Here is a 22,393-nt window from a genome sequence, read left to right on the forward strand (position 1 = left end):
CGCCTCAGCTTCGGAATTCCTCAACTGCATCCAAAAGCCAGTCCAGCACGAATCCCGTCATCGATACATCGAAGTAAAGGACGTAATCCGAAACTTCGCGACAGACAAGCATAGCCGGCAACCCGGCGAAGCGCGTGGTGACCGCCGTGCCTGAGGAGAAATAGTCAGCCTCGACATCGATTGCGCAGCCTTTGCAAATGAAGCTTGCGGCGTCGGGCCCCGCGACGCTGAAACCAACCCGGCTGTCCGAGATCAGCGTCACGGTGGCAAACTTTTCAGCAAACCGTTCCCGGAGCGAATGCACGATCGAAGCTTCGTCTTGGATCGAACAGAAAGCGAGCCATTCGTTCGGACCGCTCCATGCAAGACGGACATCGCCGTTGGCTGTGAAGCTCTCCGCCAGCGGCAGTTGCAGTTGCAGCGTGGCTTCGATATCCGCGCGCGTATGAGTCGCCCACGCATCCGCCTGAATCCGGATGAGGCCGTGACGCGGCTCCTCGCCGATCTTTAGCGCCGGCGCCACGACCGGGAAAGCTCGCCCCGCCACGAAGTCTGGCGTGATAGCCGTACGTGCCTGTAGCTTAAGCATTGAGTCGCTCCCCCTTCGGGTCGAAATGTGCGGTGGGTACCACGCGCGCGGTCACTATCCTGCCGTTGGAGTAGATCTTCACCTCCTCACCGATACGGCTTACTCCATCGCGGAGAATCCCCAACCCGATCGATTTTTTCAGGGTCGGGCTCAGGCACGACGACGTCAGATAACCATGAGTCGGCGAAGACTGTCCGCGGGTGAAGCCATCCACGAAGTGGCCGCCCACCGGCAACTGCAGCGACGCGTCCAGACCTTCGAGACCGACGAACTCAAGACGGCCACTGCGCCTGTCTTCCGGACGCTGAAGCGAGCGCTTGCCGATGAAGTCGTCCGTCTTCTTCTCGATGACTTTGCCCCAGCCAATGTCCAGCGCATTGGAGCAACCATCGGTGTCGGCACCGACGTGGAGATACCCTTTTTCCGTGCGCAGGACTTCGAGTGCCTCGACGCCATAGGGGGTGATGCCAAATGCTTTGCCGGCTTCTGCCATGAGATCCCACAACGCACGGCCATACCGCGCCGGTACGGCGATCTCATACGTGATCTCTCCGGTGAAGCTCGCCCGCAATATACGGGCGTCCACCCCAGCGAAACTGCCTGAGCGGCATTGCATGTGCGGGAAAGCGGCCGCCGAGAAATCGATATCGGACTCGACCAGCAGCATCACGTCCCGAGCTTTGGGTCCGGACAGAGTGACGTTCGCCCATTGCGTGGTCACGTTGTTCACGTGGACCTTCAGGTCTGGCCATTCGCACTGCAGGTACTCTTCCATCAGCTGGAATACCCGGCCCGATGCGGCGCTCGTCGTGTGGACCAGATAGTGGTCGTCGGCCAGGCGCACCACAACGCCATCGTCGATGAGCACGCCGTTGTCGTTCGACAGCATCGCGTAACGCGCCGCCCCCGGTTTGACCGTCGAGAGGTTATTCACGTACATCCGGTTCAGGAACTTCGCCGCATCGGGTCCGCGTACCTCCAGCTTGCCCAGCGGTGAGCCATCGAACATGCCGACGTTATTACGTACGGCGGCCACTTCCCGCCAGGTGGCCTCGGTGAGGCTTTCAGAGCCCTGCGGATAGTAGTCCGGGCGCTGCCAGACATAGTCGCCAAAGCACGATGTTTTCAATCGATGCGCCGCGTGTGCAGGCAGACTCTGATAGGGCGCGTAAAGCTTTCCAACGGTTTCGCCCGCAAAAGTCCCAATGGTCACGGGTTGATACGGTGGCCGGAAGCGGGTCGTTCCAACCGTCTGGATGGGCCGGCCGCCAAGCGCGGCCATGACGGCCAGAATGTTGAAGTTGCTCGACTTGCCCTGGTCGACGCTCATGCCGCCAGTCGTGTAGCGCTTCACGTGCTCCACGGATACGAAATTCTCCCGCATGGCCAGTTCGATATCCGACACTTTGACGTCGTATTGGAAATCCAGCCATTGCCTGTCGGTACGCGCGCTTCTGGTGTACCAGTAGGGCTCGATGCGCAACGTCTCAGCGTCGTCCGCATGAGTGACCGGGACCTGGACATTCGGCGGGTTCTTCGCCCCGAGCTTGCGCAAGGCATCCGATGCCGCGCACAGCCCTTCCTCGAAGCATTTCGATAGCGAGAACGCGCCGTTTGCCGCTCCCACGACAGCGACGTTCTGCGCGCACGAATCCGGAACGAGGCATTGCAGGACGTCGTCGAATCTGAGTGACCCACCTGCCTGACTGTACAGATGGATAGTAGGTGTCCAGCCACTCGACATCGCCACCAGGTCACAGGGCAAGGTCTTCGTCGCCCCAGTGAGTACTCCGCCGCCGGAGTGCGCGGCGACCTTGACCGATTTGACCTTTCGCGTTCCTTCCAACGCTGCGATGCCGTGGCCGACCAGATGAACGATGCCGGCCGCTTTCGTGCGGGCCGTGAGCAGGATGTCGACTGCCGAACGCGTGTCGACGACAGTTAGCGAGCCCACGCCTGCCGCGTGGAGGTCAAACGCAGTCAGGTAAGCATTGTCGTTATTCGTTGCGATGACGACGTGACTGCCGGGCACCACGCCGTACTGGTTGAGATAGGTGCGCACTGCGGACGCGAGCATGATGCCGGGGCGATCGTTATTGGCGAAAACAAGAGGGCGCTCGAGTGCGCCCGTCGCGAGGATGACTTCGCGGGCGCGGATTTTCCACAGCCGTTCGCGAAGCCGTCCTGCCTGGCCGGCCGGACCCAGATGATTGGTGACCCGCTCCTGCGCTGCGACCACGTTGTGTTCGTAATAGCCGCAGACGTTCGTGCGTGGCAGCAGGCGAACGTTCGGCATCTTCCGCAGGGTTTCCAGCGTCTTGCGGACCCAGACGGACGCCGGGACGCCGTTCACTTCGAAGCGCTCGCCGAGAAGCGAGCCACCGAACTGATCGGCATCGTCGGCAAGGATGACCCGCAGACCCGACGTTGCCGCGCTCAGCGCCGCGACGAGACCGGCGGCGCCGCCGCCGACGACGAGGATGTCGCAATGCGTATTGCGCTTCTGGTATTTCTGCGCATCGGGTACGGTCGGCGACTTGCCGAGCCCTGCAATGGGACGCACGAAGCGCTCATAGAAATGCCAGTTCGGCCAGATCATCGACTTGTAGTAAAACGATGCCGGCAGCAGGCTCGAGAACCGGTCGAGCACGCCCATCAGATCGTGTTTTGCATTGGGCCAGGCGTTCTGGCTGCATGCGTTCAACCCCGGATACAGCGGCATGAGCGTCGAGCGGACGTTCGGCTCGTCGAATCCGGCACGTTCCAGTTGCACGAGGCCATTCGGCTCTTCGACGCCTTTTCCCATGATGCCGCGCGGCCGATGCAGTTTGAAGCTCCGGCCGACCACATCGACGCCATTCGCGAGTAGTGCTGCAGCGAGCGTGTCCCCCTCGAGCCCCGCGTACTGCTTACCATCGAACGTGAACTGGACCTCTTCGCGACGCGCCTGGCCGGCGGTACCAAATACCGTGACGCGCTCAGACCGGCTCATGCAAACCTCCTTCCTGCTTTAAAGCGGACGGCCCGCCACGCGGCACATCTGTAAATCTGAAAACTTTGAGCAGCGCGTGGGACACCGTGTCGCGCTCGATGCCGAACCATTGCCGGCACCCGAAGGTGTGCCTCCAGCGCTCGAGGCTCGGGCCTCGAACGTTCTCGCGCCGGAACAGGTAGGTGCTCCACGCTTCATCGCTCATCTGATCGACGTTTGCAGGACGTACGCGTTGATACGGGCCACCGAAGGTGAACTCCTCTTCGTCGCGTGTGCTGCCACAGTAGGGACATGGAATCCGTAACATGACTCGTTCCGTTTAATGCTCGACGCCGGCCGCGGCTGCTTCGTTCACGAAGCGGCCTCTGGCGAACCGGTCGATGCCGAAAGGTTCAATAAGAGGATGCGGACGGTCGTGGGCTACGGTGTAGGCCATCGTCTCGCCGCCGACCGGAATAGCCTTGAATCCGCCGGTGCCCCAGCCGGTGCTGATGAACATCGACCGAATGGGCGTCTTGCCGAGAATCGGGCTGGAGTCCGGAGAGATATCCACGATACCGGCCCATTGCCGCATCAGCTTCAGACGGCTGAACGCGGGGAACAGGTTCAGCGCGGCGCTCAGCGTGTCTTCCAGTGCCGGCAGGGACCCGCGTTGTCCGTACGAGGGATAGGCGTCCGTGCGACCGCCAATAAGGATCTCGCCGCGGTCGGACTGGCTGACATAAGCGTGTACGGCAGGCGAGTTCACGACGCCATCCATGATCGGCTTGACCGGTTCGCTGACCATCGCCTGCAGCGGCATCGAAACGATGGGCAGCGACAGCCCGGCCATCTTCGCGACGACGGAAGAGTTGCCGGCGACCGAAATCACGACCTTGTCGGCAGCGATCGCCCCCTTGCTGGTTCTGACGCCACGTATGCGGTTGTCGACGATATCGAGCCCGAGCACCTCGCAGTTCTGCACGATGTCGACACCCATTGCATCCGCCCCGCGTGCATAGCCCCACGCGACCGCATCGTGTCGGGCAACGCCGCCGCGTCGCTGGATGAATCCGCCGAGGACGGGGAAACGGGCGCGCGCACTGACGTCCAGTAGCGGAAGATAAGCGTGAATCTGCTGGACATCGAGCATCTCCGCGTCGATCCCCTGCAACTGGATGGAGTTCGACCAGCGGGTCAGACCGTCGAGTTGATGCGGACTATGAGCCAGGGTCAGCACGCCGCGCTGACTCAACATGACGTTGTAATTGAACTCCTTGCTCAAGCCTTCGTAGAGCTGCAGCGAGCGCTCGAAGAAGCGAGTGCTCTCCGGGTAAAAATAGTTCGAGCGGATGGCCGTCGTGTTGCGGCCCGTGTTGCCGCCACCGATCCATCCTTTCTCGATCACCGCAACGTTCGTGATGCCGTGGTTCTTCGCGAGGTAGTAAGCCGTCGAAAGACCCTGCCCGCCGCCGCCGATGATGACTACGTCATAACGGCTTCCGGGTTCACTCGAACGCCACGCCGGAGTCCATTTGCGATGACCGCTTAGCGCATGCTTCGCAAGAGACAAAAAAGAGTACTTTTCCATGCGAACCTCTGTCACGAGAATTACAGAATGACCGAGCGATGACCGTTCAGGAAGATGCGGCCTTCACTCCAGAGACGCACGGCGTTGGCGAGCGCAACCGCTTCGGTGTCCTGGCCGACGAGAACCATATCCTCGGCCGTGTAGGCATGGTCGATCGGCTTGACCTCCTGAGCGATGATGGGACCCTCGTCCAGGTCGCTCGTAACGAAATGCGCGGTGGCGCCGATCACCTTGACACCGCGCTCGTACGCCTGGTGGTAGGGGCGCGCGCCCTTGAAGCCGGGCAGGAACGAGTGATGGATGTTGATGGCTCGCCCTTCGAGCTTGCGGCTCATGTCATCCGAGAGAATCTGCATGTAGCGCGCGAGAACCAGCAACTCCGCACCGGTCGTCGCGAACAGATCCAGAATCTGGGCTTCCTGCTGAGGTTTGGTGTGCGGGGTGATCGGATAATGATGGAACGGAATGCCGTACCACTCCACCAGGCTGCGGCAGTCGTCGTGATTCGACACCACCCCGACGATATCGATCGCCAGAGCATTCGCTCGCCACTTCGTCAACAGCAGGTTGAGGCAGTGGTCGTGCTTCGAAACCGCGATGAGCACTTTGGGCCGGTAAGCGGCCGGCCGGATGGCGAACTGCAGGTCCAGTTCGCCGGCAAGCGACGTCAGGCTCTCCTGCACGTCCGCGATATCGCCTTTCAGGACATGGTCGTCGAAGACCATGCGCGCAAAGAAGTGCTCGGTCTGCGGGTCGCCATAGTGAAACGACTCGGTGACATACGCGCCCTGCTCGAAGAGCGCGGTAGAGACTTTGGCGAGAATACCGAGGCGGTCGGGACACTGGAACGTGAACAGGTAGCTGGTCGCTTTCGTTGCTTGCGTGGTTGCTTGCGTCGTTGCGGTCATGATGGCCTACAAAAACAGGGGTTGAGTTCGTTCATGCGCTGACTGTCAAGCGCTTCACTGCGCCGGTCAGCCAGGGCCGCACCGCCAACAAACAATAAATTATTATTGTTTCTGGCCGCGCCGCCGCGGTCTTCGACACGCTATCTGCTACGCGAAGATTCCAGAGGGATAGACGGAGGCTGACCTCGCTGCGTGCTTGACGACAGTATAAGTACAGGCACAATGATAAACAATAAAAATTAATTGTTACTTGTACAATGTTATCCCTTGCCAGACGGTTGGCTCAGGCTGTTCAGGCCATCTGGTATAGACTCTGCCCGCACGCCAATGACCGTCAGATCATGAGTACCGAAATCAAGACCGAAAAGCCCCGCCGCAAGGCGACCCGTCGAACCCAGGAAGAACGAAGCGACGCTACGCGACGCCGGATCGTCCAGTCGGCAATGCGCCTGCTGCAGAAAAAAGGCTTCCAGGCAACCAACCTTCAGGACATCGCGCGCGGTGCGAAAGTCACGCTCGGAGCGCTTCAGCACCATTTCGCCAACCGGCAGGTGCTGATGGAGCGGCTCATCGACGAAGTGATGGCACCGCTGTCGGACGATGGCGTAGTCTGGCCGCCATCGGCGCTCGTGCTGGAAGAGCGCGCGCGTGAATTCGTCCGTCTCGCCTGGCAAACCATCTATGGCGTACCGGGTTACGTCGCCGCCTGGAGCCTCTTCTTCGGCTGCAAGGCCTCGCCCGAACTGTTCAGGCGAATCGACGCGACGCGTGCGAATTCAGATCCGGTCTTCTTTGCCCGCTTCATCACCTGCTTTCCCGAAATCAGATCGAATCACCCGGCACCGGAACAGTTCGCCGGATTCGTGTTTGCTTCGCTTCGCGGGATGAGTCTGTTCGGGCTCTTCGACGTTGCGCAGGAAGAGACCGATGGTCAGCTGGACATATTGGCACAGGTAATCGTGCAGGCCGGAACGAAACGTTAGCGTCGCAACGTTTGCTATCTGGCGACTGCCGCGGTCCCGACGCCTCTCCAGTGTCCGTCGACGACCTTGAAAATAGTCACCACGCTCGGCGCCATTGCCCTGGTAGCGGGAGTCGCGCGGGCGCATGACCGCGGGACTCCCAATGACGTAATGGCAAGTGTGACGATGGTGTGCAGTGGGGCATTTGCGGTCGCAACGGCACCCGTCATGGTGAGAATGCTTTCATGAGCACACTCGCCGCCAGCACGTGGTTGGCATGCACGCCCCGCCGGATGACGATCATCGCAGTTCAGCTTCAGCCGGCCAATGTGTTGCGATGTTTGGGGGACCTCGAAGGAGATGGGTCAATCCGGCGAAAACACAACCTGATTGTTGGTGCTCGAGTGTCTCTCAAGGTCGGGGAGGCGAGTATGCCCGGGAAGTACTCCACCGGTACCTAGCAGCCATCCGCCACTGTCTCAACAGGAGCCGGAGCGCCGACCTAGTGACGAGTGTGCAATTTGGAGAGCATCGTCACGCGTGGCCACGACTTCATGTGGGATCCCAAACGCCTTGGTTGCCATTTCCGACAAAGCTTTCAATGCGTGCCGGCGAGCCTCGTCCGGTTCGACACTGATCAGGCATTTGCAAAGTCGGCCCAGCTCTGATTTGTTGTGTTTCAGCCAGATACCGCGATGTTTCCGGTCGTCATGGTCCTCTTCGGACCTGTGCTGATCGTACACGATGACGAACGCCTTATCGTTCTTCGCGAGCAAGATCATCTCTCTTTCCCACTGACTCGCGTACCCCGGTTGTGCCGCCTCTGAATTAAAAAGAACGAAAGGAAAGTCACTGATGTCGTGCACAGTGAAGGTATTTGGATTAAGGCTCATCACTCACAATCTCCTGATTTGACTAAGGCTGGCGCAATCTTCAACGCCGGGCTTCGACTAAAGTTTGTAGCTGAGCGTCACCATGAAGTTACGGGGCTCGCCGAACAGCGCCTGGTTGTAGAAGCCAGTCATCGTGTAGTAGCTTTTGTCGAACAGATTGTTGACGTTGACCTGAACGGCGGCGTTCTTCGACACGTCGTAGCGAGCCATCAAAGAAGCGATCGCATAGGGGTTCTGTCCTACTACTACCACTCCGTTTGAACTCGTCGCCATCTGGTAAAAGCGGCTTTGCCAGTTGACGCTTCCGCCCACGGTCATTGCTGTCAACTCGCCTGCCAGGCGATAAGTCGTCGATACTCTCGCGGTGGTTCTCGGAATCTGGCTGCTCAAACGGCTACCTGTGTTATCCGATGCCGTGAAATGAGACACCCCGGCGAACACGTTCCATCGGTTCGTGAGTTTTCCCTGCAACTCGAATTCGACGCCCTTCGACGTGGTCCCGTTCGCCGCGTAATAGGACTGCGTGCCGTCCGCCAGAAGATGACCCGTGTCGATCTGCGCAACGTGGTCCAGCTTTGCTTCGAAAAGCGCGAGGGAGCCGTTGAGCCTGCCATTCAGGTATTCACCCTTGATACCGATTTCGGTGTTTTTCCCCGTCGTGGGCGCGAGAATATTCCCGCCTCTATCGCGCGACGTTTGAGGGTTGAAGATCTCTGTATAACTCGCATAGGCCGAGTAGATATCATTGAGATCGTAGACGATGCCTGCATACGGCACGAACCTCGCCGACTTCCGGTCGTGGAACGCGCTGCCCGCCGTGTTCTGATCGACATCGTAGTAACTGACGCGTCCACCGAGGATCAGCTTCAACGGATCGGCCAGCGACAAACGCCCCGCTCCATACACACCACCCTGATTGATCCGCGTTTGCGTCAGCGTGTGCGGCAGCGAATCGAACGCCGGCTCCGGATAATTGCCGCTCCAGTTATAGAAATTGGCAATCGGGTCGCTCGGAAAAACAAAGCCCGTTTCGCGATCGTCCGAAGTACGCCGCGAAGCCATCCCGCCGAACACAAGTTCATGACGCCGGCCGAGCAGTCTGAATGGGCCCGATGCCATCAGGTCCACGCTGGTTTGCTTCGACTGAACGATGCCGTGCGTCGCCACCGGGATCAGTCCTGCGCCAGTACTGCTGTCGACATATCCGAGCGTCGACAGTAGCCGGGCATCCGAGTCGGCGCGCTTCTGGGTCAGCTCGCCGTGCAAGGTCCAGCCGTTGTCGAAGTGCGTGTCGAAATCGGCAAATACGGTTTTTGCCGTGCTTTTCCACGTATTCCAGCTAGCGGCCGCATTGGTCGACCGGGACCAGTGCGTCAGTGAGCCGTCACTGAAGAAAAGTGGCTGGCCGCCCCAAGGCAGGCCTTTCGGATTGGCGTTCTGGAATTCGTAGCCGAGTGACAATGTCGTGTGACTCGTCAGGTCCGCGTCGATCACGCCGTAGAACGACTTTCGCTTTAACGTAGCGTGATCCAGAAACGAGTGCGAATCCTCATAGGCGCCCACTACGCGGGCTCGAATACGTCCGTCCTTGCTGAGCGGCGTCGACACATCGAGAACCGCGCGATAGTCGTCCCAGGAACCGCCACCCACCAAACCGGAAACCGAGAACGCCTTGCCTGGTCGCTTGCGGACCAGGTTCACCGTAGCGGAGGGATTGCCGGTTCCACTCAGCAGTCCTGCCGCACCCCGAACGACTTCGACGCGATCGTAAAACGCGCCATCCTGAACTCCTTCGCCGGGGACGAAGGTGTTCGGGAGATTGGTGGTCGGAATGCCGTCGTACTCGAAGTTCGTTATTTCAAATCCGCGTGAGTAGAACGTCACCCGGCCGCCCTGTCCATCCTGCGCGTACGATGAGACACCCGTCGTATTCTCAAGCACCTCGGTGACCGAGTTCATCTGTTGATCGTCCATCCGCTGACGCGTGATGACGGTGACCGACTGCGGCGTATCGCGCAACGCAAGCGGTAAGCCGGTGGCGGCGCGGGTCGCGCCCGTGGTGTAGGAGCCGGTATCTTCAGTAATCGTCCGGTCCGCAGCCGCCTTGATCTTGATGGCGGGTAACGTCGAACGCGCCGGCCTTTCATCCGAGTCACTCGCGTCGCTCGATTCACGCGAGCCGCCCGTCATTTCACGCTCGGCGGTGTCGACGAATTGCTGCGCGTATAACGTCGACGGTGACGCCAATGCGATACCCAAAGCTGCGATCAATGGTCCGGTGCATGTGTCAGTCATCAGAGAGTCCGTTGGAATAATTCACTTTCAATGCGAATGATTCTCATTGATGACGCACGGGTAGGTAAATGCCGCTACTTGCATTCAAGACGTGCGCAGAACGCAGCGCTGCCTGCCACGCTCAGCCTGTGTCGTGGCTTACCATCGCTTTGATGCAACCGGAAAAGAGGCGGACGGTGATGCAGCCGATCTGAACCTGCCGAATGGGCGCGCTGTTTGGCACAGAAATAAAGAGGAACGCTATGGATCGCGTTGACGCAATGAGAGCTTTTGTTCAGGTCGTCGACTGTTTGAGTTTTACGCAGGCTGCTGACCATCTGCATCTTGCGACGGGTACCGTTTCGCGCTTCATTCACGGCCTCGAGAAGCAGACCAATGTGCGCCTGCTCAATCGCACGACCCGCAACGTGAGCCCGACTGAAGAAGGACGTGCATACTACGACGCCTGCGTCCGCGTGCTGGAGCAGATAGACAGCATGAATGAAGATGCGGCGAACGCCGGCCGTACACCTGAAGGCCGCATCAAGGTCGGACTATCGGCGGCGATCGCGAAGGGCGTACTGATTCCGGCGCTGCCCGAGCTGCTCGAAAAATTCCCGAAGCTCAATGTCGAGATGACGATTTCCGACGGCCAGTTCAATCTCGCGAAGGAAGCGGTGGATTGCACGCTCAGGATCGGCGAGATTCGCGAGAATAGCGTTATCGCCAGGGAAGTTGGGCGCACTGCGCCCATCATGTGCGCGTCTCCCTCCTATCTCGCGCGCTATGGCGAACCACGCACGCTGGCTGAACTGGGAAGACACGTGGCAGTGGCAGGCGCACGCAACGATGGAACCGGCCTGAAGGCGTGGGAAGTCGGGATCGCGGGCAACGTTGCGCCAGTCACCATGCAAAGCCGCGTGATGGTGAACGATACAGATTCGTTCATTTCCTGCGCGCTGTCGGGATTAGGGATCATTTCGGGCTACCGCTTTGCGCTGCAGCCCTACCTGGAAGATGGATCACTGCGCGAAATCCTGCAGAGCATTCCTGCAGCTACGACGCCGGTGAGTATTGTTTATTATCCGAACCGGTACATGCCGAACAAACTGCGAGTGTTTATCGACTGGTTCAAGGACGTTTTCAGGCGGGCGATAGTCGACACGGAACAGAGCCGCTTCATCCTTCCCGCGCGTCGTGAGCCAGCTTCCAGTGCGAATACTCCGGGGCCTGCGAGGCCAGCTTCCCGGATGAGCGGGTGTTAGATCGTGTGTTGCCGTTCCTTACGCAAGATCGCCGCTCCCTCCGCCATGACATAAGGTGCGGACGATGCGACGTATCCACTGATGCGCGCGGTCACTCTTGAATCGGGGATGCCATGCCTGCACCACCACCACGGTCTCGAGAGGAACAGGCAGTTCAAACGAACGCGCGCGTAACCCCATGTCGCGAACGGCCCAGGCGACATGCTCCGGAACGGTCAGAACAAGATCAGCGCCAAAAAGCATGAAGATGCCGGAATGAAACGTCGGCGCCACCAGCGAAACTCGCCGTGCAAGTCCAAGGCGTTGCAGCGCCTCGTCGACCGGTCCGTTTGCGCGGCCACGCCGCGATACGCTGATCTGATCGTAAGCGACGAAACGTTCCGGCGTAATGTCCTGTTCGAAGATGGGATGATCCTGTCTTGCCATGCCAACGAACTTTGTCGTAAAGAGCGACTGCACATGAATTTCCGCTCCCATTGGACGCATCGCGCTGATGTACAGGTCGATGTTGCCGTCCTCGAGTATTCTCGTCTCGCTTTCACGCTCTGGAGAAAACCGCAGCAGCACGTGCGGTGCCTCCGCGCAAACCCGCTCCATCAAAGACTGGCCGAACGCACTGATAAAAACGTCGTTGGCATACAGAACGAAACTGCGCGTCAACGAAGGCAAATCGATTTCAGGCTCCGGTTCCAGTAATCGCCGGGCGCTCTCGACCGAGTGACGGACCTGTTCGCGCAGCGCGATCGCATGCGGCGTCGGGACCATCCTGCGTCCGACTTTCACCAGCAACGGGTCATTAATAGCCCCGCGAATGCGCGCAAGCGTGCGGCTCATTGCAGGGGCGCTCAGATTCATCCGCCGCGCCGCGGCCACGACTGAGCCTTCTTCGAGTAGCGCGTCGATCGCGAACAGAAGATTGAGATCCGGCAGTGTCATCGGCCAGAATATTGTCGACACATCGTTGAAGGAGACCAGGTCATCCTCCCTGCGACGAATATTTTCACAGATTGGCTTACCTGTACTACGTGGGACGCCCCCCGGTTTCGCCGGTTATATGAATCTGCAACTGACCGAACCCAAGGCGCCGTAATCGGCGTGAAATGTATCCCCGGTTTCGGCATAGACAGGACGCGTGAACGAGCCGCTCAGAATGATCTGATCGGCTAGCAGCGACACGTCATAGGCGGCAAGCCGGTTGGCCAGCCACACCACACCGTTGGCCGGATGGTTCAACACGCCCGCAGCAAGTCCCGTTTCCTCGACCACTGCGTTACGCGAGAAGATTGCCCCCACCCAGCGTAAGTCCACCTCGTTCACGGACACGGGCCGACCACCCAGCACTACACCGGCGTTCGCCGCATTATCGGCAATCGTGTCGAAAACCTTACGCGCGCGACCGCTACCGGGATCGACCTGATGCGAACGTGCGTCGATGATTTCCAGTGCGGGCGTGACGTACCTGACCGCATCGAGAACGTCGAACAGCGTGACGCCTGGCCCCTTCAGCGGTTTGCCGAGAATGAACGCCAACTCCACCTCGATACGCGGCACGATGAATCGATCGCGCGGGATGGTACTGCCGTCGAACCACAGCATGTCGTCCAGCAACACGCCGTAATCGGGCTCTGCGATCTGGGACGCCATTTGCATGGCCCGCGAGGTCAGGCCGATCTTATGCCCAATGGTCGTGCGGCCCTCGGCAATCTTGGTATCGATCCAACGTCGCTGGATTTCATAAGCGTCGGCAATCCCGATTTCCGGATATGCGAGCGACAACTGCGATATCTGCGTTCTGGATCGCTCCGCCGCATGCAGGCGGCGTGCTGACTCCTCTATGACTGACGGATCGAGCATGATGTCGTGAATATAAGGTTGAGGTCGATCACGCGGCTTCGGCAAGCCTCGCGGCTTGCACGCATTCCCGTTTGTCGATTTTGGCGAAGAAGGCGCTCAAGGCCTTCCATCGTGCAAGATCCAGCCCAACGTAAGTTAGCCAGCCGAGCACCGTGTACAGATACAGGTCGGCCACCGAAAGTGCCGGCCCCAACACGAATTCATCCTGCGTTGCTTTCAGGTTGAGCCAGTCGAGCATACGGGCAATACGCGACACGCTCTTGACCCGCCCGCCTTCGTTCATCATCTGACGCAACAACAGCCCGATGGGCTTGTGCAATTCCGAGTTGATCAACGCCAGCATCTCGTAGAGCTTATAGCGATCCATCTCGCCTCGCGCACGCTCGCCCTCTCCCGGCCACCTGTCCGCAATGAAACACAGAATAGCCGGCACCTCTCTCAGAAACGAGCTTTCGTCGGTCGCAAGCACCGGCACATATCCGAGCGGATTAACCTGATAGAACGGATGCTGCGGATCGCGCAGCCATTCGTCTTCCAGATTTACGGCAATGAAGTCGGCCTCCAGCCGGGCTTCCGCAAGGGCCAACCGAACCGCGAACGAACTCGTTCCCGGCGCAAAATATAGTTTCATTACTTTCCTCAATGATTCCCGTATCTGGCGGCAACTTGTGAACGCCACTGGGCGGCGCGACCACTACTTGCCGAGAAATGTCTGTGCTTCACCCGTCTGCTTGAGGGCGTTCCATTCTTCGACAGTGGGCGTGGTCAGCCGGAAGGGATTTTCAATCCGGCAGTACCAGCCGGGGTTGTGCAAACGTGCCACCAGATCCATCGGTTCGGGATCGACGTAGAGGTTTTTCGCGTCCAACACCGCAGCGTCGATCAGATGCATGCCGACGATGTCAGCGATCACGAGCGTGCGACGTCCGTCGATGTCGATCAGGGTGCGATTACGGCACTCGAGCGATGCGGGACTTCCGGCAATACGCGGCACCGAAACGGCATGACCTGCGAGCAATTCCAGACCGGCCTCATTGGCTTCGTCGACGTCCTCGTCGAAGTCGATGGCCGTGACATTCATCTGCTTGAGTTGCGCCATGGACACGAGATTCACCACGAACTCGCCGCGCGCGGCGATGTTCCGGCCGGTGTCCTTGAGCACGCCGGCGCGCGAGCCGATGCACACCGCCAGTAACGGTGGGTCACCGGACATCAGGTTGAAAAATGAAAACGGCGCTACGTTGACCGAGCCTGTTGCATCCAGTGACGAAATCCACGCAATAGGCCGTGGCACCACGGTGGAATGAAGCAACTTGTTGCGATGTGGCCCGTCAAGATCACTCATCGAAAAATACATGGCCTATCCTGATTCGATTGGCCGGCGACGTCGCCCTTCCAGGGGAGATCGCGCAGCCGGCATGGATACCCCGCGTCAGTAATTCCGAGCAACGCCGCTGGATGCCTCGGCCTTCTCTACGCCGGGACGCCGGGCGTCTTTCTGGTGAATTTCGACCATGTTGCCTGCAGGGTCGTGTACGAACAGTTGCTTCAAGGTCGGCGATGCGACGTTGTCCAGCGTGAAGTACCGGATGCCCTTGCTGATCAACTCCTGCTCCGCGGCCACCACGTCTTCTACCGCAAGCGCAATGTGGTTCTGGACCGGATCCTGACCCGGGCCCTTTGCGTAGGGTGATGGGCCATCGCTGCCAAGAATATGTAATTGCGTGCCGTTTGGCAGATTGATCCACGAACCGTAGATGCCCGGAATTTTCCAGCGAGTCGGGTCTTGAGGAAGCTCGAGCACGTCACGATAGAAGTCGAGCATCTGATCGGCGACTGCATTCGTCACGCCGAAGCCAACGTGGTGTAGTTCAACTACCTTGATCGACATAAGTATCTCCTGATCTATTTGTTCGAATCGCGAATCGGGCTACCTTCGCGGCTTGCACTCCTGCCTGCGCGTAGCCGACGTCGACATAGTACGTCACACGTACTATTTGTCAATGGTATTATTTTGGAACGTTGGCCCCAATCCCTTCCGAATTTCCCATGAATAAACCGCTTCGCGAGAATCGCAACAAAAAAGAACCCTCCGCTACTGCAAGGACGGCTGAACAGGCAGCGCATCCGCATCTCGAACTGATGAAGAAAACGGCGCCGCGCAATACGGACAGAAAGAAAGCAGGCATTGGCCTGCTCATGCTGTGGCTAAGCGACGACATCACCCAAACCGTCAATCGCAGTCTCGCCAGATACGGCGTCTCGGAGAAAAAATTCGACGTGCTGATGCTGTTCGGTCTCGCTCAGCGAGGCTTTCTCGAAGTCGATATCCTCACACCGTCCTATATGTCCGACTACTTCGGCGTCACGCGTTCCAGCGTGACAGGGTTACTCGACTGGCTGGAAAACCGGCAATTGCTTGCGCGCCAAGCCAGCGCACAGGACCGCCGCAGCCTGACGCTCGAACTCACCGAAACGGGACAATCGCTCCTTAACGAGGCGCTGCCCGGTTTCTGGAAGAGTTGCGAAAATCTGGTGTCGGCACTCGACGATGACGAATGCGACCTGCTGCAAAAGGCACTTGGCAAGGTCTGGCATCAACTCAAGCACAACCCGCAATAGGTCTGCCTGCATCGTATTAATGGGCCGAGCAACGCCGCTCATTCACCGTTCCGCGCTTTTCGCGCCATGACGTAACGCGCGCTTCACGAGGCTCGCGTTACGCAGAAGCACCGGTTCCACTCCTCCGTACCCCTCGCCCCTCCTCTTCTGCTTCGCGGTACACCGTCACGCTCCGGGTAAATACGCTTGACTTATAGTACGTGTGCCGTACTATATTCATCAGTCGCCCAGCACAGCAGGCGATTTCCTAACATGAGAATGGAGACTTCAATGAGCGACACGATTTCGGCGAGCGCCGAGGCGCCCCATGCTGCCGGCCAGCAAAAAGCCAATTCCGCGGTCACCCCATCCGCGCCATACACTGGCGACGAATATCTGCAGAGTCTGAACGACGGCCGCGAAGTCTGGATCAACGGCGAGCGCGTTAAAGACGTGGTGAATCATTCGGCCTTCAGGAATTCCGCACGGATGACAGCGCGACTTTACGACGCGTTGCACGATCCCGCCCGCACCAGCCTACTGACCATACCCATCGACAACGCACCGGAGCAACGCACGCACCGCTTCTTTCAGGCTCCCCGTTCGATCGAAGAGCAGGTGGCCAGTCGCGACGCCATCGCTGAATGGGCGCGCATGTCATATGGCTGGATGGGACGCACACCGGACTACAAAGCTGCGTGGGTCGGCACACTGGGCGCGAACCGTGGCGTCTACGAGGAATATCAACCGAACGCGGACCGCTGGTATGACATCGCACGCCAGCGCGTGCCGTATATCAATCATGCGATTGTCAATCCGCCGCTCGATCGCGCGCAGCCGGTCGAGACTTCCGATGTGTTCGTTCGGGTGGAGCGCGAAACGGATTCCGGGCTTATCGTGAGCGGCGCGAAGGTGGTCGCTACCGGTGCGGCCCTGACGCAATGGACATTCGTCGGACATTACGGCGTCGTGCATAAGGACAAGAAGTTCTCGCCGATTTTCATGATCCCTACCGGCGCCCCGGGTGTCAAGCTCATCTGCCGCAACTCCTACGAACAGATGGCCAGCGTCATGGGGTCGCCCTTCGACGCGCCGCTGTCAAGCCGTCTGGACGAGAACGATTCGATCCTTATTCTCGACAAGGTACACGTGCCGTGGGAAAACGTGCTGATGTACGGGGTCGAACTATCCAATACCTTCATCCGCCAATCGGGTTTCCTCGGACGCACCTTGATGCATGGCTGCACACGACTGGCGGTCAAACTCGATTTCATCGTCGGTCTGTTCCTGAAAGCCGTAGAAGTCACTGGCACGAAAGATTTTCGCGGCGTGCAGGCAGCGGTGGGCGAAGCAATCGGGCTGCGTCACGTCATGTGGGGACTGTCGGACGCCATGGCACGCTCGGGCGGCGCATGGGGCGATGGCTACGTATTGCCGGACGTGAATGCGGCGCTCGGTTATCGCACCATTCAAGCCGACGCGTATTCGCGGATTCGCAACCTCATCCAGAAGACCGTTGCGAGCGGGCTCATCTACCTACCCTCGCATGCGCTCGATTTCAAGGAGCCCGCTCTGCGTCCCTATCTCGACCGTTACGTCAGAGGATCCAATGGTGCGGACGCCGAGAGCCGCGTCAAGCTGCTCAAACTGCTTTGGGACGCAGTGGGATCGGAGTTTGCGTCGCGCCACGAACTGTATGAGATGAATTATTCGGGCAGCTTCGAGCAAAGCCGGCTCGACCCGTTGATGGTTGCCGAACATAGCGGCCTCTCGACCCGGATGCGCTCGTTCGTGGATTCGTGCATGGACGAGTACGACCTCAACGGGTGGACCGCACCAGATCTGGTGAACTCAGGCGACGTCAGCCTGTTTGCCGGCGCGCACAAGCGGGGCTGAAATGACTACCGATATCAATGGTATGGCGTTCCGGCGTGCAATGAGTTCCTTTGCGACCGGCATCACCGTAATCGCCTGCGAAAGTCCCGAAGGTATCCGTGCCATGACCGCGAGCGCTGTGATGTCGGGTTCGCTGAATCCGCCGATGATCGTTATCTGCATAGGCAAGTCCGCGCGCCTGCATGAACACCTTGTCCATGCAGGTGCATTCGGCGTCAGCTTTCTCAGCGACGAGCAGCAGGCACTCAGTCAGCATTTCGCCGGGCAGGCGCAAACGGATACCTTGCCGGCCTTCGAAGTGCAACGGGGTGCGCCCGTTCTTCATGACGCACTTACCCGGGTCGTTGCGCAAACCGAGTACGTGTACGACTGCGGCGACCATTCGCTGTTCGTCGGACACGTGATCAGCGCGGAGCAGCCAGGCGGACGACCACTTGTTCACTACAGCGGCCGCTACTGCCAGCTTTCATTCTCTGCCTGACAGAACGGCCCCGAGACCGGCGCGGCGGATCGGTCTGATCCGCCGCATCATGAAATAGCCGCTCTCCGCTCATTACCCCATGGCATGAGGCGGCGCCCCTCATTTAATTCCCTGCTTCCATGTAATCCGTCCTGCTCATTGCATTAAATCAAAACAATATGCTGGAGACAATTTCAATGAAACGAGTTTCGACGCTCGCGCTAGCTTGCGCCCTGACGACTGGCTACGCTCATGCCCAGGTCGCCGATTCCGATAATGGCAATTCAGTCACGCTTTTCGGATTGCTCGACGCGGGTATTCTGTATGTGCCCAACCAGGCTGGACATGGCACCACCGCCGCCGATAGCGGAATGATGGCGCCTGATCTGTTTGGCGTGACCGGCACGGAAAACCTCGGCGGCGGCACACGGGCAATCTTCAAGCTCGTGTCGCAATTCAATTTGACGAACGGCACGACAATTCCTGGCCCAGGCACACTCTTCAGTCGCGAGGCGTACGTGGGTCTTCAGAATCCCCGATACGGCACCTTAACGCTCGGCGACCAGTACGATGTCATGACGGACGAACTCCTGTCGTTCGACGCCTCACTTTATTTCGGCACCTTTTACGACGCACGCCAGGGGCCCTTCGCCGCGCTGCGCATTCCCAATAATCCCAGCGGGTCGTCCGATTTCGATCACGTATCGGGGTCGATGCGCATCTCAAACGCCGTCAAATACAAAACCCCTGTGAGCGACGGTCTCAGTCTCACGGCCTTGTACGGGTTCGGCGACGTGGCGGGCTCGATTTCAGCCGATAGTACTTACGGATTCGGCGCCGATTACTCCAACGGGCCAATTGCCATTGGCGCTGCTTACTCCGAATCGAAATATGCCGAGCTCAATAACGGCCACGACGGCATCCGGACATTCGGCATGGGCGCTCATTACGCTTTCTCCCATCTGACCGTTTATCTGCTTTACACCAATACACGCAACACCCTTACTCGAGCCGCCGTCAACGTGTACGAAGTATCGGAAAGTTATCGCATGTCTCCCGTACTGACGTTCGGCGCCTCCTACCAGTACATGCAGGGAAACGCGCAGCTAACCGACAACCACGCTACTCAGGTTGCCACGACTTTGCGCTACGCGTTATCGAAGCGTACGACGTTGTCCTTCTCCCTGATTTACCAGCACGCCGCAGGCGATCTGCCTGACACTAATGCGTGGATCAATACTCTGCAGCCGTCTTCCTCGAGCACACAGATGCTTGTACGCGCGGGCATATCGACAGTCTTCTGAAGGCAGACCCGCAACGCCTGACAGGAATCATGCCGGCGCAACAACCAGGTTGCGCCGGCCGACACGATCCGAAGGCAGCGACATGGCCAGCTAGATCGTTGCCGGGTCTGGCTTGCCGACGTCGATGCCGTACAGCTTGATTGCCTCAGTCACACGTTCAAGGGCAATCTTGCCATCGTCAGCCAGTACTTTAAGCGCCGCGATGACGATAAAGAAACGGTTTACTTCGAAAAACGAGCGAAGTGCCTCACGCGTGTCGGAACGACCGAACCCGTCTGTGCCCAACGCTACGAATCGACGGTCGTTGATAAATGGTCTGATCTGGTCGCCGACGACCTTCATGTAATCGGTCGCCACGACAACGGGGCCTTCGCGATCACCAAGACACTGGCACACATACGGTATTCTCGGTTCGGCTTCCGGATGCAACAGGTTCCATCGCTCCACCGAGAGGCCGTCACGCCGGACTTCGGTCAAACTCGTTGCACTCCAGACATCGCTTGAAATGGAAAAGTCCCGCATCAGCAACTCGCCCGCTGCGATGACTTCCCGAAGAATCGAGCCGCTGCCCATCAACTGCACGTGGGCCTGGCCAACGCCTGCGCTATTCCCTTCGGAGAGCAGGTACAGCCCCCTTACAATCCCTTCCTCCGTGCCGGGACGCAGCGCGGGGTGCGGGTAGTTCTCGTTGAGGAGCGTAATGTAGTAGTAGATGTCTTCCTGCTCAACATACATGCGGCGCAAGCCATCCTGCACGATGACCGCCAATTCGCAGGCAAAGGTCGGATCGTAGGAGATACAGTTCGGAATCACCGAAGACAACACATGACTATGCCCGTCGTCATGTTGCAATCCCTCTCCCATCAGCGTGGTACGGCCCGACGTTGCGCCCAGAAGAAAGCCTCGCGTTCGTGCATCGCCCGCAGCCCAGGCGAGATCGCCGATCCGTTGCAGGCCAAACATCGAGTAGAAAATGTAGAACGCGATCGCGGGAACTGAATGATTGCTGTAAGAGGTACCGGCTGCGATCCAGGAACAGAAGGCTCCAGACTCGTTGATACCCTCCTGCAGGATCTGGCCGTCCTTCGCTTCCTTGTAGTAGCTCAACTGGCCCGCATCCTGAGGCGTGTATAGCTGGCCGAGATAAGAATGAATGCCGACCTGGCGAAACATGCCTTCCATGCCGAAGGTGCGCGATTCATCCGGTACGATCGGGACGATCAGCTTGCCGATCTCCGGATCCTTCAAAAGTGTGCCGAGAATGCGGACAAAAGCCATCGTAGTGGATGAGCCACGCTCGCCGCTATCTTTGAGTTGACCACTGAACGCAGTGAGCGGCGGAACCGTCAATGTCGGCCCCTTCGCGACACGCGCGGGGATGTAACCACCGAGTTCGTGCCGTCGTTCGACGAAATATCGGGCCTCGTCACTATCCTTTTCCGGCTTCAGATAGGGCATTTCCTCCAGTTGGCCGTCTGGGACAGGCAGGGCAAATCGGTCGCGAAACGCCCGCACCGCATCTGCGCTCATTTTCTTCAACTGGTGATTGATATTCTGGCCCTCACCCGCTTCGCCCATTCCAAAGCCTTTGACGGTCTTCGCAAGGACCACGGTTGGCCGGCCTTCGGTGTGCACAGCTTCAGCGTAGGCCGCATAAACTTTCTCTGGATCGTGACCGCCGCGCGCGAGCTTCCAGATTTCGTCGTCGGACATGTGCTCGACCATTTGAAGCAACTCGGGATATTTGCCGAAAAAGTGCTCGCGTACGTATGCGCCATTCTGCGATTTGAACGTCTGATAATCGCCATCGACACACTCCATCATTCGCCGACGCAGGAGCCCGGTGCGATCGCGTTTGAGCAGGTCGTCCCAGCCGCCTCCCCAGATCACCTTAATGACATTCCAGCCCGCCGCGCGGAACGTACCCTCCAGTTCCTGAATGATCTTGCTGTTTCCGCGCACAGGTCCGTCGAGCCGTTGCAAATTGCAATTCACGACGAACACGAGGTTGTCGAGCCGCTCGCGGCCAGCAACGGAAATCGCCGCAAGCGACTCGGGTTGATCCATCTCGCCGTCGCCGAGGAATGCCCAGACCTTGCGGCCCTGGTGCTGCTTGAGACCCCGGTATTCGAGGTAGCGCATGAAGCGCGCCTGGTAGGCTGCCGTCAATGGTCCGAGCCCCATCGATACAGTCGGAAACTGCCAGAATTCGGGCATCAGCCTCGGGTGCGGATAGGACGACAAACCGTCCCGATCGACTTCACGGCGATAGTTATCCAGTTGCGTCTCGGTGATCCGACCTTCGAGGTACGCCCGGCCATAAATTCCCGGCGCCGAATGTCCCTGAATGTAGACGAGGTCGCCATCGAAATGCTCGGTGCGTCCGCGGAAAAAATGATCGAAGCCCACGTCGTACAAGACGGCGGCGGACGCGTAGGTGGCAATGTGGCCGCCGACATTGGAGTGCTTGCCGGCGCGCAATACCATGACCATTGCGTTCCACCGGATAAGCGCATTCAACCGCTGCTCGAGGCGCAGGTCGCCCGGATACACAGGTTGCCGCTCACGCGAAATCGTATTCACGTAGGCGGTGGTCACCCGACCGTGCATGTCGCCATGACGGGCCGCATCCTGATCGAGCAACTGGTCGATCAGATAATGCGCGCGAGGACGTCCCTCCACGGCCACGACAGCCTCCAGTGCGTCTAACCACTCTCGTGTTTCCTGCGGGTCTGCATCGGGGGATTCGAAGCTTCGGTTCACGGCATGTCTCCAGAGTCGGCAGTTGGAATGAATTGCGGACGTCGGGCAGACATCCTCGACCG

19 protein-coding genes are annotated in these 22,393 nt (G+C 59.0%); 6 read left to right on the top strand and 13 right to left on the bottom strand.

The genetic code is table 11. From position 1 onward, the window contains the following. Positions 1–4: 4 nt before the first annotated feature. From FQ746_RS15435 to purU, 5 genes are read right to left on the bottom strand one after another with little or no spacing between them, the layout of a single operon-like run. A complete protein-coding gene (locus FQ746_RS15435; protein ID WP_186310745.1) occupies positions 5–547 on the bottom strand; it encodes a sarcosine oxidase subunit gamma in 543 nt (180 codons plus the stop codon). Between the two features lie 34 nt (positions 548–581). After that, a complete protein-coding gene (locus tag FQ746_RS15440; protein WP_144110236.1) occupies positions 582–3,581 on the bottom strand; it encodes a sarcosine oxidase subunit alpha family protein in 3,000 nt (999 codons plus the stop codon). Further along, the gene (locus FQ746_RS15445; RefSeq protein ID WP_144110237.1) at positions 3,568–3,888 is read right to left on the bottom strand and encodes a sarcosine oxidase subunit delta; all 321 of its coding nucleotides are present in this window, start codon (positions 3,886–3,888) and stop codon (positions 3,568–3,570) included. Before FQ746_RS15445 ends, FQ746_RS15440 begins: the two co-directional genes overlap by 14 nt. Positions 3,889–3,900: 12 nt before the next feature. Then, positions 3,901–5,151, bottom strand: coding sequence for a sarcosine oxidase subunit beta family protein (locus FQ746_RS15450; RefSeq protein WP_144110238.1), 1,251 nt, complete (start codon positions 5,149–5,151; stop codon positions 3,901–3,903). A 20-nt stretch (positions 5,152–5,171) separates the two neighbouring features. Beyond that, the gene (gene purU, locus FQ746_RS15455) at positions 5,172–6,059 is read right to left on the bottom strand and encodes a formyltetrahydrofolate deformylase (protein ID WP_144110239.1); all 888 of its coding nucleotides are present in this window, start codon (positions 6,057–6,059) and stop codon (positions 5,172–5,174) included. Between the two features lie 341 nt (positions 6,060–6,400). Between purU and FQ746_RS15460 the strand changes: the two genes are divergently transcribed. Then, entirely contained in the window at positions 6,401–7,042 is a 642-nt protein-coding gene (locus tag FQ746_RS15460) for a TetR/AcrR family transcriptional regulator (protein ID WP_144110240.1), read from the top strand. Positions 7,043–7,500: 458 nt separating this feature from the next. Here the strand turns inward: FQ746_RS15460 and FQ746_RS15465 are convergent, their stop codons facing one another. Both FQ746_RS15465 and FQ746_RS15470 read right to left on the bottom strand, forming a co-directional pair. Then, a complete protein-coding gene (locus tag FQ746_RS15465) occupies positions 7,501–7,914 on the bottom strand; it encodes a hypothetical protein (RefSeq protein ID WP_144110331.1) in 414 nt (137 codons plus the stop codon). A gap of 57 nt (positions 7,915–7,971) precedes the next feature. After that, positions 7,972–10,209, bottom strand: coding sequence for a TonB-dependent siderophore receptor (locus FQ746_RS15470; RefSeq protein ID WP_260854072.1), 2,238 nt, complete (start codon positions 10,207–10,209; stop codon positions 7,972–7,974). Between the two features lie 242 nt (positions 10,210–10,451). Between FQ746_RS15470 and FQ746_RS15475 the strand changes: the two genes are divergently transcribed. After that, the gene (locus tag FQ746_RS15475) at positions 10,452–11,453 is read left to right on the top strand and encodes a LysR family transcriptional regulator (RefSeq protein WP_186310746.1); all 1,002 of its coding nucleotides are present in this window, start codon (positions 10,452–10,454) and stop codon (positions 11,451–11,453) included. A gap of 18 nt (positions 11,454–11,471) precedes the next feature. Here FQ746_RS15475 and FQ746_RS15480 read toward each other — a convergent pair whose 3' ends face one another. The 5 genes from FQ746_RS15480 to FQ746_RS15500 all read right to left on the bottom strand — a co-directional run bounded on the left by FQ746_RS15480 (position 11,472) and on the right by FQ746_RS15500 (position 15,198). Then, positions 11,472–12,389 (bottom strand): LysR family transcriptional regulator, encoded by a 918-nt coding sequence (locus FQ746_RS15480; RefSeq protein ID WP_144110242.1) that lies wholly within the window; start codon positions 12,387–12,389, stop codon positions 11,472–11,474. A gap of 114 nt (positions 12,390–12,503) precedes the next feature. Beyond that, entirely contained in the window at positions 12,504–13,307 is an 804-nt protein-coding gene (hpaH, locus tag FQ746_RS15485) for a 2-oxo-hept-4-ene-1,7-dioate hydratase (RefSeq protein WP_144110243.1), read from the bottom strand. Between the two features lie 28 nt (positions 13,308–13,335). Continuing rightward, complete coding sequence (locus FQ746_RS15490) at positions 13,336–13,938, bottom strand: glutathione S-transferase family protein (RefSeq protein ID WP_144110244.1); 603 nt, start codon at positions 13,936–13,938, stop codon at positions 13,336–13,338. Positions 13,939–14,001: 63 nt separating this feature from the next. Continuing rightward, positions 14,002–14,664: a flavin reductase family protein gene (locus FQ746_RS15495; RefSeq protein WP_144110245.1), complete on the bottom strand. Its 663-nt coding sequence runs from the start codon at positions 14,662–14,664 to the stop codon at positions 14,002–14,004. Positions 14,665–14,739: 75 nt separating this feature from the next. Then, positions 14,740–15,198 carry a VOC family protein gene (locus tag FQ746_RS15500; protein WP_144110246.1) on the bottom strand — a complete coding sequence of 153 codons (459 nt, stop codon included), beginning with the start codon at positions 15,196–15,198 and terminating at the stop codon, positions 14,740–14,742. 158 nt (positions 15,199–15,356) lie between these two features. Between FQ746_RS15500 and FQ746_RS15505 the strand changes: the two genes are divergently transcribed. The 4 genes from FQ746_RS15505 to FQ746_RS15520 all read left to right on the top strand — a co-directional run bounded on the left by FQ746_RS15505 (position 15,357) and on the right by FQ746_RS15520 (position 19,568). After that, positions 15,357–15,929: a MarR family winged helix-turn-helix transcriptional regulator gene (locus FQ746_RS15505; RefSeq protein ID WP_144110247.1), complete on the top strand. Its 573-nt coding sequence runs from the start codon at positions 15,357–15,359 to the stop codon at positions 15,927–15,929. A gap of 270 nt (positions 15,930–16,199) precedes the next feature. Next, positions 16,200–17,804, top strand: coding sequence for a 4-hydroxyphenylacetate 3-hydroxylase family protein (locus FQ746_RS15510; protein ID WP_144110248.1), 1,605 nt, complete (start codon positions 16,200–16,202; stop codon positions 17,802–17,804). A gap of 40 nt (positions 17,805–17,844) precedes the next feature. Then, positions 17,845–18,285, top strand: coding sequence for a flavin reductase family protein (locus FQ746_RS15515; RefSeq protein WP_186310747.1), 441 nt, complete (start codon positions 17,845–17,847; stop codon positions 18,283–18,285). A gap of 176 nt (positions 18,286–18,461) precedes the next feature. Further along, positions 18,462–19,568, top strand: a complete 1,107-nt coding sequence (locus FQ746_RS15520; protein WP_144110250.1) for a porin — start codon at positions 18,462–18,464, stop codon at positions 19,566–19,568. A gap of 90 nt (positions 19,569–19,658) precedes the next feature. Here the strand turns inward: FQ746_RS15520 and aceE are convergent, their stop codons facing one another. Beyond that, entirely contained in the window at positions 19,659–22,331 is a 2,673-nt protein-coding gene (gene aceE, locus FQ746_RS15525; RefSeq protein WP_144110251.1) for a pyruvate dehydrogenase (acetyl-transferring), homodimeric type, read from the bottom strand. Positions 22,332–22,393: the final 62 nt, after the last annotated feature.

It is taken from the genome of Paraburkholderia sp. BCC1886 (assembly GCF_900996245.1).
Lineage (GTDB): Bacteria > Pseudomonadota > Gammaproteobacteria > Burkholderiales > Burkholderiaceae > Paraburkholderia.

Bases quoted from the DNA above. Each gene is read 5' to 3' on its own strand.
- FQ746_RS15490 (WP_144110244.1), bottom strand. From the start codon at position 13,938: ATGAAACTATATTTTGCGCCGGGAACGAGTTCGTTCGCGGTTCGGTTG.
- FQ746_RS15505 (WP_144110247.1), top strand. From the start codon at position 15,357: ATGAATAAACCGCTTCGCGAGAATCGCAACAAAAAAGAACCCTCCGCT.
- FQ746_RS15495 (WP_144110245.1), bottom strand. From the start codon at position 14,664: ATGTATTTTTCGATGAGTGATCTTGACGGGCCACATCGCAACAAGTTG.
- FQ746_RS15520 (WP_144110250.1), top strand. From the start codon at position 18,462: ATGAAACGAGTTTCGACGCTCGCGCTAGCTTGCGCCCTGACGACTGGC.
- FQ746_RS15500 (WP_144110246.1), bottom strand. From the start codon at position 15,198: ATGTCGATCAAGGTAGTTGAACTACACCACGTTGGCTTCGGCGTGACG.
- FQ746_RS15450 (WP_144110238.1), bottom strand. From the start codon at position 5,151: ATGGAAAAGTACTCTTTTTTGTCTCTTGCGAAGCATGCGCTAAGCGGT.
- FQ746_RS15460 (WP_144110240.1), top strand. From the start codon at position 6,401: ATGAGTACCGAAATCAAGACCGAAAAGCCCCGCCGCAAGGCGACCCGT.
- FQ746_RS15470 (WP_260854072.1), bottom strand. From the start codon at position 10,209: ATGACTGACACATGCACCGGACCATTGATCGCAGCTTTGGGTATCGCA.
- FQ746_RS15480 (WP_144110242.1), bottom strand. From the start codon at position 12,389: ATGACACTGCCGGATCTCAATCTTCTGTTCGCGATCGACGCGCTACTC.
- FQ746_RS15475 (WP_186310746.1), top strand. From the start codon at position 10,452: ATGGATCGCGTTGACGCAATGAGAGCTTTTGTTCAGGTCGTCGACTGT.
- FQ746_RS15510 (WP_144110248.1), top strand. From the start codon at position 16,200: ATGAGCGACACGATTTCGGCGAGCGCCGAGGCGCCCCATGCTGCCGGC.
- FQ746_RS15465 (WP_144110331.1), bottom strand. From the start codon at position 7,914: ATGAGCCTTAATCCAAATACCTTCACTGTGCACGACATCAGTGACTTT.
- purU (WP_144110239.1), bottom strand. From the start codon at position 6,059: ATGACCGCAACGACGCAAGCAACCACGCAAGCAACGAAAGCGACCAGC.
- hpaH (WP_144110243.1), bottom strand. From the start codon at position 13,307: ATGCTCGATCCGTCAGTCATAGAGGAGTCAGCACGCCGCCTGCATGCG.
- FQ746_RS15440 (WP_144110236.1), bottom strand. From the start codon at position 3,581: ATGAGCCGGTCTGAGCGCGTCACGGTATTTGGTACCGCCGGCCAGGCG.
- FQ746_RS15445 (WP_144110237.1), bottom strand. From the start codon at position 3,888: ATGTTACGGATTCCATGTCCCTACTGTGGCAGCACACGCGACGAAGAG.
- FQ746_RS15515 (WP_186310747.1), top strand. From the start codon at position 17,845: ATGAGTTCCTTTGCGACCGGCATCACCGTAATCGCCTGCGAAAGTCCC.